This window comes from Actinomadura sp. NPDC000929 (genome assembly GCF_040492065.1).
GTDB classification, from domain to species: Bacteria; Actinomycetota; Actinomycetes; order Streptosporangiales; family Streptosporangiaceae; genus Spirillospora; species Spirillospora verrucosospora.
The window spans coordinates 1-13,678 of record NZ_JBEUPA010000194.1; the positions used below are offsets into that span (position 1 = coordinate 1).

At 72.3% G+C, this 13,678-nt stretch carries 10 protein-coding genes; 1 reads left to right on the plus strand and 9 read right to left on the minus strand.

The features are described 5' to 3' along the window. The 9 genes from ABWI04_RS38340 to ndk all read right to left on the minus strand — a co-directional run. A partial coding sequence (locus ABWI04_RS38340) for an Rne/Rng family ribonuclease (RefSeq protein ID WP_353835443.1) occupies positions 1-2,942 on the minus strand: 2,942 nt, incomplete at its 3' end. Positions 2,943-3,145: 203 nt separating this feature from the next. After that, entirely contained in the window at positions 3,146-4,003 is an 858-nt protein-coding gene (locus tag ABWI04_RS38345; RefSeq protein ID WP_345180832.1) for a TIGR03936 family radical SAM-associated protein, read from the minus strand. Between the two features lie 149 nt (positions 4,004-4,152). Continuing rightward, entirely contained in the window at positions 4,153-6,075 is a 1,923-nt protein-coding gene (locus ABWI04_RS38350; RefSeq protein ID WP_345180834.1) for a TIGR03960 family B12-binding radical SAM protein, read from the minus strand. Between the two features lie 60 nt (positions 6,076-6,135). Next, entirely contained in the window at positions 6,136-7,320 is a 1,185-nt protein-coding gene (rodA, locus tag ABWI04_RS38355) for a rod shape-determining protein RodA (RefSeq protein ID WP_345180836.1), read from the minus strand. Beyond that, positions 7,317-9,389, minus strand: coding sequence for a penicillin-binding protein 2 (gene mrdA / locus ABWI04_RS38360; RefSeq protein ID WP_345180839.1), 2,073 nt, complete (start codon positions 9,387-9,389; stop codon positions 7,317-7,319). The genes rodA and mrdA overlap by 4 nt, the downstream gene beginning before the upstream one ends. Beyond that, entirely contained in the window at positions 9,386-9,985 is a 600-nt protein-coding gene (mreD, locus tag ABWI04_RS38365; protein WP_345180841.1) for a rod shape-determining protein MreD, read from the minus strand. The genes mrdA and mreD overlap by 4 nt, the downstream gene beginning before the upstream one ends. Position 9,986: 1 nt before the next feature. Beyond that, positions 9,987-10,976 carry a rod shape-determining protein MreC gene (gene mreC, locus ABWI04_RS38370; RefSeq protein WP_353835444.1) on the minus strand — a complete coding sequence of 330 codons (990 nt, stop codon included), beginning with the start codon at positions 10,974-10,976 and terminating at the stop codon, positions 9,987-9,989. A 143-nt stretch (positions 10,977-11,119) separates the two neighbouring features. Beyond that, a complete protein-coding gene (locus tag ABWI04_RS38375) occupies positions 11,120-12,154 on the minus strand; it encodes a rod shape-determining protein (protein WP_185026548.1) in 1,035 nt (344 codons plus the stop codon). A gap of 820 nt (positions 12,155-12,974) precedes the next feature. Beyond that, positions 12,975-13,382, minus strand: a complete 408-nt coding sequence (gene ndk, locus ABWI04_RS38380; RefSeq protein ID WP_345180845.1) for a nucleoside-diphosphate kinase — start codon at positions 13,380-13,382, stop codon at positions 12,975-12,977. 104 nt (positions 13,383-13,486) lie between these two features. Here ndk and ABWI04_RS38385 point away from each other — a divergent pair. Continuing rightward, the coding region (locus tag ABWI04_RS38385; protein ID WP_353835445.1) for a hypothetical protein at positions 13,487-13,678 on the plus strand (192 nt) is incomplete at its 3' end.

A 13,678-nucleotide genomic window follows, 5' to 3' on the forward strand; every position in this document is an offset into this window, starting at 1 on the left:
TGCCTGGAACGCCGTGCTACTCCCGCCCTCGGTGCGGGCACCAGCACAAACGTCGCCAGTGTTCGGGACCGCCAACGGGCGATGCCAGACAGACTATCCTCGGCGGCCTCGGCGGCCTCCACGGCGGCCTGCGCCGGGGCCTCGTCGATCTCGGGCGGCGGGCCGGCCGGGCGCTTGGCGGGCCGGGACCTCTTCGGCCGCGAACGGACCGGCTCGGGCGCGGCCTCCACGACCGGCGCCGTCTCGGCGGCCGGGCTCACGGGCTCGGCGGCGGGCTCCTCCGCGGGCTCCTTGGGCTTGGCCTCGTGCCGGGACAGTTTCTCCTCGACGGCCTTCTCGACCTCGCCCTTGCGCTTGCGGCGGCGTCCGGACTCCTTGCCGGCCGCCTTCTCCGCCTTCGGCTCGACCGGCGTCAGGTGGACGTGGATGCCGCGGCCGTTGCAGGACTCGCAGGTCTCCGAGAACGCCTCCAGCAGCCCCTGGCCGACCCGCTTGCGGGTCATCTGCACCAGTCCGAGCGAGGTGACCTCGGCGACCTGGTGCTTGGTACGGTCCCGCGACAGGCACTCCACGAGGCGGCGCAGCACCAGGTCGCGGTTGCTCTCCAGCACCATGTCGATGAAGTCGACGACGATGATGCCGCCGATGTCGCGGAGCCGGAGCTGGCGGACGATCTCCTCGGCCGCCTCCAGGTTGTTGCGGGTGACGGTCTCCTCCAGGTTGCCGCCCTGCCCGGTGAACTTGCCGGTGTTGACGTCGATGACCGTCATCGCCTCGGTGCGGTCGATCACCAGGGAGCCGCCGGACGGCAGCCAGACCTTGCGGTCCATGGCCTTGGCGATCTGCTCGTCGATGCGGAACGCCGACAGGGCGTCCTGGTCGCCGGTCCAGCGCTCGACGCGGTCGGCGAGATGGGGGGCGACGTACTGGACGTAGTCGGAGACGGTGTCCCAGGCCTCGGCCCCGGACACCACCAGCTTGGTGAAGTCCTCGTTGAAGATGTCGCGGACGACCCGGATCGTCAGGTCGGGCTCGCCGTAGAGCAGGGACGGCGCGGAGGCCGTCTTGACCTTCTTCTGGATGCTCTCCCACTGGGCGGCCAGGCGCGAGACGTCGCGGGCGAGCTCCTCCTCGGTCGCACCCTCCGCCGCGGTCCGCACGATCACGCCCGCCTGCTCCGGCATGACCTTCTTGAGGATCGACTTGAGGCGGGTGCGCTCCTTGTCGGGCAGCTTGCGGCTGATGCCGGTCATCGAGCCGTCCGGCACGTAGACCAGGTACCGGCCGGGCAGGGAGACCTGGCTGGTCAGCCGGGCGCCCTTGTGGCCGAGCGGGTCCTTGGTGACCTGGACGAGCACCGACTGGCCCGACTTCAGCGCCGACTCGATGCGGCGGGGCTGGCCCTCCAGCCCGGAGGCGTCCCAGTTGACCTCGCCCGCGTACAGCACGGCGTTGCGGCCCTTGCCGATGTCGACGAACGCCGCCTCCATCGACGGCAGGACGTTCTGGACCTTGCCGAGGTAGACGTTGCCGACGTACGACTGGTGCGTCGCGCGGTTGACGTAGTGCTCGACGAGCACGTCGTCCTCCAGGACGGCGATCTGGGTGCGCTCGCCCTCCTGCCGGACCACCATGACCCGCTCGACGGCCTCGCGGCGGGCCAGGAACTCCGCCTCGGTGATCACCGGCGGGCGGCGGCGGCCCTGCTCGCGGCCCTCGCGGCGGCGCTGCTTCTTGGCCTCCAGGCGGGTCGAGCCCCGCACGGACTGGACCTCGTCCTCGGCGGCGGCGCGCTCCTCGCGGGCCGTGCGGACATGCACGACGGTGTTCGGCGGGTCGTCGGAGCCGCCGGACTCGCCGTCGACCCCGGACCGGCGCCTGCGGCGGCGACGGCGGCGGCTGGTGCCGCCCTCCCCGTCGTCCTCCTCGCCCTCGGCGGCGCCCTGCTCGGGCTCCTCGGCCTTGGGCTCCTTGGCCTGCTCCTTGTCCTTGGCCCTGGAAGCCTTGCCGCCCTTCGCCGCCTTGCCCTTGGCGGCCCTGGCGGGCTTGGCGGGCTGCTCTTCCCTGGGCTCCTCGGCCTCGGCCTCGCCCTCGGTCTCCTCGCCCTCGTCCTCGGCGCCCTCCTTGCCGCCCCGGCCGCGGCCGCGGCCGCCGCGGCGGCGGCGACGGCGGGACGGGCGGTCCTCGGAGTCGTCCTCGTCGGCGGGCCCGTGGTCCTGGTCCTCGTCCTCCTCGCCGGCGTCCTGCACGGCGGGCTCGGCCTCGGCGGCCTTCGGCCGGGCGGGCGCCTCGGCCTTGGGCTGCGGCGGCTGGAAGACGACCATCGGCGGCTGGAACGTCACGCCGGGGACGCCGACGCCGCTCGCGGGCTCGGTCTCCGACACCTGCTCGGGGGTCGGCACCTCCCCGGCGACCGGGACGGCCGGGACCTGCGGCACGGACGGGACCTCGGCGGCGGCCTTGGCGGGGCGGCGGCGGGTCCTGGTGCGGGGCGCCGGCGCCTCTTCGGCGGGCTGCTCTGCGGGCTCTTCGGCGGCCGGCTCGGCGGGGGCCTCGGGCGAGGTCTCGGCGCCGGTCATCGGGACGGGCTCGGCCGTCTCGGCGGCGGCCTTCGTGGTCTTTCGCGCGCGGGTCCGGGTCCGCTTCGGCGGCTCGGCCGGCTCCTGCGTCTCGGCGGGCGCCGCGGCCTCCTCGGCGGGCGCGGGCTTCTCGGCGGAGGCCGCCTCCGGCTGCGCGGCGGGGGTCGCGGCAGGGGTCTCCTCCACGTCGGGCGGCGGGCCCGCGGGCCGGCTCGCGCGGCGCGGACGCGACGTCACGCCCGTGCGCCCCTTCTTGGGGCTCGCGCTCTGCGCCCCCTCGGTCCCCTCGGTCCGCGCGGACTCGTCGTCAACGGTCCCGTCGGCGCCTTCGGCCGCGGCCGCATCGGCTTCGTTCTCAAGCATCCGGGCAATCTCCCGTCAGGCTCCCGGGCGCGTCCGCCCGTCCCGCCGGAGGCGGAACGATGCGGTGCGCCGCACGAGAGCACCTCGTCAGTCGGTGCCGTCACCGCCGGACGGTCGTCCGGCCATGACGACGAAGTCGTCGGGGGTGCGCCTTCCGTACCCTGCGGGGCCGGTTCCGTGCCTCCACGGCTTCGGTCCCACGGTCAGGCGCTGACGGCATCCACGCTCGCGGCGTCCCCGGACCGCGGCCGCTCAAGGCCGCGGGCCGTCCCGGCGTCGTCGCCGGGCGGTAGGCCGGTCTCCCGGTCGGGATCCAGGGGATCCGCGAGGCCACCGGTTTCCGCGTCGAGGGGCCCCTGCGCCAGCCTGGTCACCAGCGGCGGTGACGGCGGCGCGAGGTCGGCGACCTGGCGCAGTCCGGTGAGGATGTCGTCGGGTCGAACGGCGGGTGTGGAATGCCGAACAACCATTCGAAGTATCGCACAAGGGGCATCCGCCGTCTCGGCGGCACGCCGGTCCAGCTCGCAGGCGGACACGGCGGCGCGCACGTCGAAACGGCGCCGTCCCTTCTTCGTGAGGCGTTCCACCTCGATGTTCTCGGCGGCCATGAAGGCGGCCACGGCCGCGGCGGCGTCGCCTTCGGCGACACCGTCCAGCCGGATCCGCCATTCGGACGCCTCGAGCCGATCGGTGAACGCGCCCGGCTTCACCGGGGCGTCGCCGTGGCCCGCCCTTACCGGCACGACGTCCAGGACGTCGAGTCCGGGAGGCAGGGCCGCGTCGAGATCGGCTCGCACCCGCGCAGGGTCGCGGGTCTCGGTGAGCCCGAGTTCGAGGTATTCGGCCTCACTGGCCACCCCTGTCGCCGCCGCACCCGCATACGAGATCTTCGGGTGGGGGGTGAATCCGGCGCTGAACGCGACGGGGATCCCGGCGCGCCGCACGGCGCGTTCCACGGCCCGGGAAATGTCGCGGTGGCTCGTGAACCGCAGCCTGCCCCGCTTGGCGTAGCGGACGCGCAGGCGCTGGGTCACGGGGGCCGGTGCCGGACCCTCCGGCATGGGTGCCAGGGTTCTGGTCCTTCCTACTCGTGTCGAGTCGAAATACAGGTCTCCCTATAGAGTACGGGGCCCGCGACCCGGTTCGGCCAGGCACCGCCCCCGTAAGCCCGGAACCCTTGCAGCTCAAGGGACGACGCGGTCGAATCCCGTCAGACCACGTTCAGCGGGAGCAACTTCCGGCCGGTCGGGCCGATCTGGATCTCGGTGCCCATCGTGGGGCAGACGCCGCAGTCGTAGCACGGCGTCCAGCGGCAGTCCTCGACCTCGGTCTCGTCGACGGCGTCCTGCCAGTCCTGCCAGAGCCACTCGCGGTCGAGCCCCGCGTCGAGGTGGTCCCAGGGCAGCACCTCGACCTCGTCGCGCTCCCGGACGGTGTACCAGGCGAGGTCGACGGGCTCCCCGGCCAGGGCCTTCTCGGCGCAGGCCGTCCAGCGCTCGTAGGAGAAGTGCTCGCTCCACCCGTCGAAGCGGCCGCCGTCCTCCCAGACGGCGCGGATGACCTTGCCGACGCGCCGGTCGCCCCGCGACAGCAGGCCCTCGACGATCGACGGCTGGCCGTCGTGGTAGCGCAGGCCGATGGCACGCCCGTACTCCTTGTCGCCGCGCAGGGCGTCCTTGAGGGCGCGCAGGCGGCGGTCGACGGTCTCGTGGTCGCACTGCGCCGCCCACTGGAACGGGGTGTGCGGCTTCGGCACGAACCCGCCGATGGACACGGTGCAGCGGATGTCCCTGCGGCCCGTCGCGTCGCGGCCGGCCTGGATGACCCGCCTGGCCATGTCGGCGATGGCGAGGACGTCCTCGTCCTCCTCGGTGGGCAGGCCGCACATGAAGTACAGCTTGACCTGCCGCCAGCCGTTCTCGTAGGCGGTGGTGACGGTGCGGATCAGGTCGTCCTCGCTGACCATCTTGTTGATCACCTTGCGCATCCGCTCGGAGCCGCCCTCCGGCGCGAACGTCAGGCCGGAGCGCCGGCCGCCGCGGGAGAACTCGTTGGCGAGCGTGATGTTGAAGGCGTCGACCCGCGTGGACGGCAGCGACAGCGAGGTGTTGGTGCCCTCGTAGCGGTCGGCGAGGCCCTTGGCGACGTCGCCGATCTCGCTGTGGTCGGCGCTGGACAGGCTGAGCAGCCCGACCTCCTGGAAGCCGGACTCCTTGAGCCCCTGCTCCACCATGTCGCCGATCGTGGTGATCGACCGCTCCCGCACCGGGCGGGTGATCATTCCGGCCTGGCAGAACCGGCAGCCGCGGGTGCAGCCGCGGAAGATCTCCACGCTGAACCGCTCGTGCACGGTCTCGGCGAGCGGGACCAGCGGCTTCTTCGGGTACGGCCACTGGTCGAGGTCCATGACGGTGTGCTTCTCGATCCGCCACGGCACGCCCGGACGGTTCGGCGCGACCCGCTGGATGCGGCCGTCGGGCAGGTAGGTCACGTCGTAGAAGCGCGGGACGTACACGCCGCCGGACGCGGCGAGGCGCAGCAGCAGCCCGTCCCGTCCGCCGGGCTCGCCCTCGGCCTTCCACTCGCGGACGACCTCGGTGATGGCGAGCGCGATCTCCTCGCCGTCGCCGAGGACGGCGGCGTCGACGAAGTCGGCGATCGGCTCGGGGTTGAACGCGGCGTGCCCGCCGGCGATCACGATCGGGTGGTCGCCGGTGCGGTCGGCGGCCTCCAGCGGGATGCCCGCGAGGTCGAGCGCCGTGAGCAGGTTGGTGTAGCCGAGTTCGGTGGAGAACGACACGCCGAACACGTCGAAGGCGGCGACCGGCCGGTGCGCGTCGACGGTGAACTGCGGGATGCCGTGCTCCCGCATGACGGCCTCCATGTCGGGCCACACCGAGTACGTCCGCTCGGCGAGCACGCCGTCGCGCTCGTTGAGGATCTCGTAGAGGATCTGGACGCCCTGGTTGGGGAGCCCCACCTCGTAGGCGTCCGGGTACATCAGCGCCCATCGGACGGTGGCCTCGTCCCAGTCCTTGAGCTGGGAGTTCAGCTCGCCGCCAACGTACTGAATCGGCTTCTGCACGCTCGGGAGCAGCGGCTCCAGGCGCGGGAAGAGCGACTCGACCGGCATGACGGAACCCTCCGTGCAGGGGACGTGGGATGAACGTCCAGCCTACGCGGTCGCCGGTCGCTAATCGAACGGGCGGCGGCGCACGTGGACGGCCTGCAGCAGGCCGAAGGCGATCATGTTCGCGAAGGTCGCCGACCCGCCGTAGGACACGAACGGCAGCGGCAGCCCGGTGATCGGCATGATCCCGATCGTCATGCCGACGTTCTCGAACGTCTGGAACCCCAGCCAGCACACGACCCCGGTGGCGACGAGCGTCCCGAACAGGTCGGCGGCCTGGGTGGCGATGCGCAGCCCGCGCCACAGCACCACGCCGAGCAGGGCGATGATCACGGCCGCGCCGACGAAGCCGAGCTCCTCCCCCGCCACCGTGAAGATGAAGTCGGTCTGCTGCTCCGGGACGAAGTGGCCGCCCGTCTGCTCGCCGTGGAACAGGCCCTTGCCGAACGCCCCGCCCGACCCGATCGCGATGCGGGCCTGCTGGGCGTTGTAGCCGGCGCCGCGCGGGTCGGCCTCGGGGTTCAGGAACGCGGTGAACCGGGCGATCTGGTAGGCCTTCAGCAGCCCGAAGAAGTACACGGCGGCGCCCGCGGCGACGCCCCCGCCGACCAGCCCGACGAGCCAGCGCTTCTGGGCCCCGGAGATCGCCAGCATGCCGAGCACGACCGCGATGAACACCAGCGTGGTGCCGAGGTCGGGCTGCAGCATGATCAGCACGCCGGGCACCCCGGCGAGCACGAGCGCGAGCAGCACGTCCCGCCGGCCGGGGCCGATCTCCCCGTCGCGCGGCTCTCCGAGGATCATCGCCAGCAGCACCACGAGCCCGACCTTGGCGAACTCCGACGGCTGCACCTGGAACCCGCCGCCGACCACGATCCACGAGTGCGAGCCGTTGATCGTCGAGCCGAGCGGGGTCAGCACGGCCAGCAGCCCCACGCACGCCAGCCCGTACAGGATGGGGACGTAGGCGCGCAGGAGCCGGTAGTCGAGGACGGTGACCAGGCCGCCGAGCAGGAAGCCGATGATCAGATTCAGGATGTGCCGCTTGAGGAAGCCCTCGGGGTCCTTGCCCTGCTCGGTCAGCAGGTGGAAGGTGGCCGAGCGCACCAGCAGCGCACCCACCGCCGACAGCGCCAGCACGGCCAGCAGCATCGGCAGGTCGAGCCGGCGCAGACCGGCGAGCCGGCTGGTCCACGACCGGTGCGCGGCGTAGGCGTCGACGCTGCCGACCCCGGAGTCGGTGATCATGGCGCGGTCCCCTCGACGGGCATCCGCGGCAGCTCGGACGGGAGCCTCCCGTCCTGGAGGATGGCCTTGCGGTCCTTCGTCCCGTACATGGCCTCCCAGATCTCCCGGACGGCCGGCGCGGACGTCTGCGCGCCCTGCCCGCCCTGGGAGACCATCGCGACCACCGCGAAGCGCGGCTTGTCCACCGGGCCGAACGAGGCGAACCAGGACGTGTCCTGCTTGCCGTAGACCTCCGCGGTACCGGTCTTGCCGCCGACGTCGACGCGCTTGAAGTCGAAGCCGGTGAACGCCCCGGACGCGGTGCCGCTCTTCGTCACCTCCGCGAGCGACTCGCGGATGTACTTGAGCACCTTGCCGTCGACGGGCAGCCGGCGCGGCGGCGGCGCGTCGATCCGGCGGACGATCGAGCCGTCGGGGCGCACGACCGCGACCCCGAGGCGCGGGGTCAGCAGCTTCCCGCCGTTCGCCATGGCCGCGTACGCGCGGACGAGCTGCAGCGGCGTCACCAGGACGTCGCCCTGCCCGACCGAGAAGTTCGCCGCGTCACCGGGCCGCCAGACGTAGCCCTCGGTGCAGTTCTCCGTAGCGACGGCCTTCAGGTAGGCGGCGCGGGCCGGGTCGGTCTTGGCGACCTCCGGGTAGCCCGTCTTGGCGCCCTTGCAGTTGGCGGCCTTGGTGGCGTCCCAGAAGGACTTCTTCCACCCGCGGTCCGGGATGCGGCCCTCGCTCTCGCTGGGCAGGTCGACGCCGGTGCGCGACCCGAACCCGTAGTCGCGGGCCATCTTCACCATCGGGTCCGACGGGTTCTTCTTCGGCTTCATCCCGCCGTCGCGCTGCCACTCCTGGTAGGCGAACCGGTAGAAGATCGTGTCGCAGGACTTGACGAGCGCCGTGTGCAGCGACATCGCCCCGAGCTCCTCGCCCTCGAAGTTGCGGAACGCGCGGTTGCCGACGTTGTAGGAGCCGGGGCAGTCGTAGGTGCCGGTCAGGCTGTTGCCGTCCTTCACCGCGGCGGCCACCGAGGAGATCTTGAAGGTGGAGCCGGGCGCGAACTGCCCCTGGGTGACCCGGGAGATCAGCGGCTCGCCCTGCTTCTTGCCGAGGAGCGCGTCGTACTCGTCCTGGGAGATGCCGCCGGTCCAGATGCCGGGGTCGTAGGTCGGGTAGCTCGCCATCGCGATCATCCGGCCGGTGCGCACGTCCATCACGACCGCGGCCCCGGCGTCGGCGGGGCGGCCCTGCTTGCGGGCGCCGTCGATCGCGTTCTTGAGCGCCTTCTCCGCCGCGCCCTGCACGCCGGCGTCGATGCTGGTGACGAGGTTGCCGCCGGCCGTCGGGGGCTGCTCCTGCGCGGTGCCGGTGACGCGGCCCTGGCTGTCGACCAGGACCTTGCGGAACCCGGGCTCGCCGCTGAGCGCCGAGTCGTACTGCGCTTCGAGGCCGTCGCGCCCGACGAGATCGACGCCGCTGTAACCGGTGACCTTGAGGCCCTTGCGCTTGTCGAGCTCCTCCTGCGTGACGGGCTGGAGGTAGCCGAGCAGCTGCGCGGGGCGCGCGCCCTCCGGCTGCGGGTAGTCGCGGACGGCCTGGACCTGCGCGGTGATGCCGGGGAAGTCCTCCTGCCGCTCCATGATCTGCAGGGCGCGCTTGGGGTCGACGTGGTCCTCGACGGGGATCGGCTGGTAGGGGGAGCCCGGCCAGCACGGCCGCTTGATGCCGGGCCCGCACAGCCGGATCCGCTTGGTCATCTCCTCCTGGGACGTCCCGAGCACGGCGGCCAGCCGCTTCAGGATGGTCTGGCCGCCGTCCTTCTGCCGCGACAGCGTGGTGCGGTCGACCGACACGACGAGGGCGCTGCGGTTGCGCACGAGCGGCCTGCCGCGGTCGTCCAGGATCATGCCGCGGGTGGCGGGGACGACGATGTCGCGGGTGCGGTTCTCCGCGGCGACCGCCCGGTAGTGCGCGCCCTCCAGGACCTGGAGCGCCCACATCCGCCCGATCAGGACGAGCAGCAGCGCGGCGACGAGCACGTACAGGACGACGAGGCGGAAGTGGGTCCTCGGGTTCACAGGGTCCCGCTCCGCCCCGACATCGCGCGGTAGCGGGCGGCGGGCACGGCCAGGCGGTCGCCGCGGGCGCGCTCCCCGCGTTCGTAACGGCGGGTGACGCGCAGCACCGCCCACACCACGAACGGGCTCGCGATGACGTCGTACAGCACCTGCAGCGGCACCATGCTGGACACGGTCGCCCACTCGGCGCGCGGGTCGCCGAGGATCATGCCGGTGCCCGCGTACACCACGGTCCCGGCGAGCGCGCCGGCGGCGACGGCGAGGAACGGCACCGCGGACTGGCGGTCCATCTCGGCGGACGCGACGCCGCACAGGTACCCGATGAGGCAGTAGACGAGCGCGTACCGGCCGAGGGTGTGGTCGGCGGGCGGGATGATGTCGGCGGCGAGGCCCGCGAGGAACCCGGCCACCATCCCGGTCATGGAGCCCGCGACGAGCGCGAGCGCGACGACGGCGAGCAGCACCAGGTCGGGCTGGACGCCGCCGGGCAGCGGCAGCCGGTTCGCCACCGACACCTGCAGGATCAGCGTCACGACGATCACCACGGCGGTCACCGCGGCGCGGCCGGCCGGCGACGCCTCGGGCGGGTTCAGCACGTCAGTCCCCCCGGGTCGGATTCGTGGACGGGCTCTTGGAATGGCGCGGCTTCGCCTTCGGGCTCTTGCTCGCCGACGGCGTCGCGGTCGGCGTCGCGGTCGGGGGCGGCGGGGGCTTGGGCGGCAGCACCGCGTCCCGCGGGTCGGTCTTCGGCGGGGCGACCACGACGGCGACGACGTCCAGGCTGGTGAACCGCACGAACGGCCGGACGTAGGCGGTGCGGGTCAGCCCGCTGGTGGAGCGCTCGATCCGCTCGACCACGCCGATCGGGACGCCCGGGACGTACGGCTTCTGCCCCTGCGACCCGAGCGTGACGATCCGCTGGCCGACCCGGATCGGGGCGGCGGCGTCGAGCAGCTGGAACCGCAGCGGCGTCGCGCCGCCCCGGCCGAGCCCGCGGCGGCCCCGGCCCTGAGTGATGCCGATCTCCTTGGACTCCTCCAGCCGGGAGCCGATGGAGGACGTCTGGTCGGTGGCGAGCAGGACGGTGGCGGTCGCGGGCCCGACGCGGGTGACGCGGCCGACGAGGCCGTCGGCGCTCATCACGGTCATGTCGGGCCGGATGCCGCTGCTGCTGCCGACGTCGATGGTGACGGTGTCCTCGAAGCCCTGCCCCGCCGAGATCACCTGCGCGGCGTGGATCTTGTAGCCGCCCATTCCCGCGGTGCCGAGCAGCCTGCGCAGCTGCGCGGACCGGTCCTGGTCGAGGCGGCTGGAGCGCAGCTGCTCGCGCAGCCGCTGGTTCTGCCGCACGAGCCGGTCGGCCCGGCGCCGCTCGCCGGGCGCGTCGGTGATGGCGTCGAAGGTGTTGCCGACCGGCCGGACGACGGACGCCGACGCCCGCTCCACGGGGCCGAACACCGTCGCGCCGAGGCCGCGCAGGCCGCTCAGCGGCGAGTCCTGCCCGCCGCGGTAGTCAATGGTGATCATCGCGAGCGCCACGACCAGCAACGCGCCGAGGACCACGCGGGTGCGCCGGGTGTCCTTCACGCACCGACCTCCCGTTCCCTGGTCCGCCGGGAGCCCAGTGCCTCACGAGGGGGGGACGCCCCCGCGTCCCCCTCGGCGGACTATGTCCGAATCGGCTCGCCCGGGGAACGCCCCCTGGCGTCCCCTGGCCGGCCATGTCCGAATCAGTGCCGCGGCTCCGGCACGAGCACCTGCCTGAGCGACTCGAAGTCCTCGACGCACTTGCCCGTGCCGAGCACCACCGAGTCGAGCGGGTTGTCCACCAGATGGATGGGCATCCCGGTCTCCTCGCGGAGCCGTTCGTCGAGGTTCTTCAGAAGAGCGCCGCCGCCGGTGAGCGCGATGCCGCGGTCCATGATGTCGCCGGAGAGCTCGGGCGGGCACTTGTCGAGGGTGGTCTTCACCGCGTCCACCACGGCGTTGACCGGTTCCTCGATCGCCCTCCTGACCTCCTCGGCGGAGATCACGACGGTCTTCGGCAGCCCGCTGACGAGGTCGCGGCCCCGGATCTCGGCGTGCGGCTCGTCGTCGCCGCCGGGATAGGCCGACCCGATCGCCATCTTGATCTCCTCCGCGGTGCGTTCCCCGAGCATCAGGGAGTACTCCTTCTTGGAGAAAGAGATCACGGCCTGGTCGAGCTCGTCACCGCCGACGCGCACCGACTGGCTGGTGACGATCCCGCCGAGCGAGATGATCGCGACCTCGGTGGTGCCGCCGCCGATGTCGACGACCATGTTGCCGGTCGGCTCGTAGACGGGGAGCCCGGCGCCGATCGCGGCGGCCATCGGCTCCTCGATGATGTAGACGCGGCGGGCGCCGGCCTGGTAGCCGGCCTCCTTCACCGCGCGCTGCTCCACCCCGGTGATCCCGCTCGGCACGGCCACGACGATCCGCGGCTTGGCGAAGTGCCGGCGCTTGTGCACCTTCTGGATGAAGTAGCGCAGCATCCGTTCGGTGACGTCGAAGTCGGCGATGACGCCGTCCTTCAGCGGACGGACCGCGACGATGTTGCCCGGTGTGCGGCCGATCATCCGCTTCGCCTCGATGCCCACCGCGACGATCTTCCCGGTATTGGTATTGATCGCGACCACGGAGGGTTCGTTCAGGACGATGCCACGCCCGCGCACGTACACCAGGGTGTTGGCGGTACCGAGATCGACCGCCATGTCACGGCCAAGAAACGACAGCTTGTTACCCATGAAGAAAGGGAGCCCTTCATGATTGACGGGCGTGTATAGCGGCGCGTCCATCGTAACGTGCGCGTACCTCCGCGGGCAGTCACCCCCGCGCCGCGCGTCGCGAAAAAAACGCGTCCTGACCAGCCCGGTTTTCCATAAAGAGAACCCGGCGGACTGACCCGGCGGCCGGTCGGCCAAAGACGCGCGGCGCCCACGGCAGACCCGGCGCCACCGGGTATCCGAGGATCTTAGGGGGTCTTCCCCGGCCCGACACAGCCCCACGCCGCAACACGGTTCGATTCGTCTGGAAGCACCGCTCGCGCGGCGGCAGAAAAGCCGAACCCCGGGCCGTGGATCTACCGGCGCATGAAGGCGCCCGAGATGCCGCGGGGCCAGCCCTTACTCGCCCACAAGCCGATTCTGGGACGAGCGACGACCGGCCCCCTCCGACCGCTTTTCGGATGAGGAACATCCAAGCCCGCTTCAACCCACCCTCAGCAGAGGGCAGGGCCGTAGCTCGTACTCCAACCTGGAACGAACCCTCCGCGCCCAGCGCTCTTGGACGTGCACGTCGTGACGCTCTCGGAGTCGACCTGAGCCGGGGCGCGGGTCGGGCGGCCGGAAGGCGCTCTGGGCGCCTGGAGGTCGCCCGACCCGCCGAGCCGGGCGACCGGAGCGCCACGACGACAACCCGCACGGGCACGGAAACCAGCACCGTGGCGTGAGGATCGCCCGGCTCGCAACGGGGGTTCCAGGGGGTCGCCCCCCTGGGCGAACACAGCCCGGCTCGCAACGGGGGTTCCAGGGGGTCGCCCCCCTGGGCAGTACAGCTAGCGCACCACTACACCTCGGGGAAGAAGAGCTTGATCTCGCGCGCGGCGGAGTCGGGAGAGTCGGAGCCGTGGACGATGTTCTCGCCGATCTCCAGGGCGAAGTCGCCGCGGATGGTGCCGGGGGTGGCGCTGACCGGGTCGGTGGCGCCGGCGAGTGAGCGGAACGCCTCGATGGCGCGCGGGCCCTCCACGACCATGGCGACGAGGGGGCCGCCGGTGATGAAGTCGACCAGTTCGCCGAAGAACGGCTTGCTGCTGTGCTCCTCGTAGTGCGCCTCGGCGGTCTCGCGGGCGAGGGTGCGCAGTTCCAGCGCGACGAGCTTCAGGCCCTTGCGCTCGATCCGGGAGATGACCTCGCCGACGACGCCGCGGCGAACGCCGTCGGGCTTGACCAGGACAAGAGTGCGCTCGGACACGACAGTTTCTCCTAGAGGATTTCGGATTCGGTAAGCGCGCGAATCCTACCCGGCCCCGGGGTCCGCGGCGGCATTCCCGGGGGGCCGTGCGGCGCGGGGACGCGGTGCCGCGGCGTGTCGGGCGCACAGGCGGGCGGTGGCTCCGGCGAGCAGGACGGCGGCCACCCCGGCGACGACCAGCCAGATGCGGTAGCCCTCCAGCCGACGGCTTCCAGGAGGCCGACATCGCCGGCATCACGATGCCGATCACCAAGCACAACTTCCTGGTGACCCAGGCCGAGGACATCGGCCGCACC

What these genes read in the sequence shown, in the direction of transcription:
- ABWI04_RS38345 (WP_345180832.1), bottom strand. Translation starts at nt 4,003, where the DNA reads ATGCCGGAGGGTCCGGCACCGGCCCCCGTGACCCAGCGCCTGCGCGTC.
- ABWI04_RS38350 (WP_345180834.1), bottom strand. Translation starts at nt 6,075, where the DNA reads ATGCCGGTCGAGTCGCTCTTCCCGCGCCTGGAGCCGCTGCTCCCGAGC.
- rodA (WP_345180836.1), bottom strand. Translation starts at nt 7,320, where the DNA reads ATGATCACCGACTCCGGGGTCGGCAGCGTCGACGCCTACGCCGCGCAC.
- ABWI04_RS38375 (WP_185026548.1), bottom strand. Translation starts at nt 12,154, where the DNA reads ATGGGTAACAAGCTGTCGTTTCTTGGCCGTGACATGGCGGTCGATCTC.